The organism is Streptomyces sp. NPDC002156, from assembly GCF_053593675.1.
Genome location: NZ_JBSFDA010000364.1, coordinates 1 through 1,590, shown reverse-complemented (window position 1 = coordinate 1,590; position 1,590 = coordinate 1). Strand labels below are relative to the sequence as shown.

At 56.5% G+C, this 1,590-nt stretch carries 2 rRNA genes; both read right to left on the bottom strand.

Annotated features, from left to right (window positions below):
- Positions 1 to 107: ribosomal RNA gene (gene rrf, locus ACWCRB_RS49715) — 5S ribosomal RNA — on the bottom strand; the annotation flags it as partial.
- 91 nt (positions 108 to 198) lie between these two features.
- Positions 199 to 1,590, bottom strand: a 23S ribosomal RNA gene (locus ACWCRB_RS49710); the annotation flags it as partial.

Below are 1,590 nucleotides of genomic sequence, written 5' to 3'. Positions count from 1 at the left end.
GTCCTACTCTCCCACAGGGTCCCCCCTGCAGTACCATCGGCGCTGTAAGGCTTAGCTTCCGGGTTCGGAATGTAACCGGGCGTTTCCCTCACGCTATGACCACCGAAACACGGTGAAACACATCAACCGCACCACCCATGTGACCTATGGGCGGGGTTGTTCGTGGTTTCAGAACCAACACAGTGGACGCGAGCAACTGAGGACAAGCCCTCGGCCTATTAGTACCAGTCACCTCCACCCGTTACCGGGCTTCCAGATCTGGCCTATCAACCCAGTCGTCTACTGGGAGCCTTAACCCATCTAGTGGGTGGGAACACTCATCTCGAAGCAGGCTTCCCGCTTAGATGCTTTCAGCGGTTATCCCTCCCGAACGTAGCCAACCAGCCATGCCCTTGGCAGAACAACTGGCACACCAGAGGTTCGTCCGTCCCGGTCCTCTCGTACTAGGGACAGCCCTTCACAATGTTCCTGCGCGCGCAGCGGATAGGGACCGAACTGTCTCACGACGTTCTAAACCCAGCTCGCGTACCGCTTTAATGGGCGAACAGCCCAACCCTTGGGACCGACTCCAGCCCCAGGATGCGACGAGCCGACATCGAGGTGCCAAACCATCCCGTCGATATGGACTCTTGGGGAAGATCAGCCTGTTATCCCCGGGGTACCTTTTATCCGTTGAGCGACGGCGCTTCCACAAGCCACCGCCGGATCACTAGTCCCGACTTTCGTCCCTGCTCGACCCGTCGGTCTCACAGTCAAGCTCCCTTGTGCACTTACACTCAACACCTGATTGCCAACCAGGCTGAGGGAACCTTTGGGCGCCTCCGTTACTCTTTAGGAGGCAACCGCCCCAGTTAAACTACCCATCAGACACTGTCCCTGATCCGGATCACGGACCCAGGTTAGACATCCAGCACGACCAGACTGGTATTTCAACGACGACTCCACAGACACTGGCGTGCCCACTTCACAGTCTCCCAGCTATCCTACACAAGCCGAACCGAACACCAATATCAAACTATAGTAAAGGTCCCGGGGTCTTTCCGTCCTGCTGCGCGAAACGAGCATCTTTACTCGTAGTGCAATTTCACCGGGCCTATGGTTGAGACAGTCGAGAAGTCGTTACGCCATTCGTGCAGGTCGGAACTTACCCGACAAGGAATTTCGCTACCTTAGGATGGTTATAGTTACCACCGCCGTTTACTGGCGCTTAAGTTCTCAGCTTCGCCACCCCGAAGAGTGACTAACCGGTCCCCTTAACGTTCCAGCACCGGGCAGGCGTCAGTCCGTATACATCGCCTTACGGCTTCGCACGGACCTGTGTTTTTAGTAAACAGTCGCTTCTCGCTGGTCTCTGCGGCCACCCCCAGCTCGGAGAGCAAGTCTCCTCACCAGTGATGGCCCCCCTTCTCCCGAAGTTACGGGGGCATTTTGCCGAGTTCCTTAACCATAGTTCACCCGAACGCCTCGGTATTCTCTACCTGACCACCTGAGTCGGTTTAGGGTACGGGCCGCCATGAAACTCGCTAGAGGCTTTTCTCGACAGCATAGGATCATCCACTTCACCACAATCGGCTCGGCATCAGGTCTCAG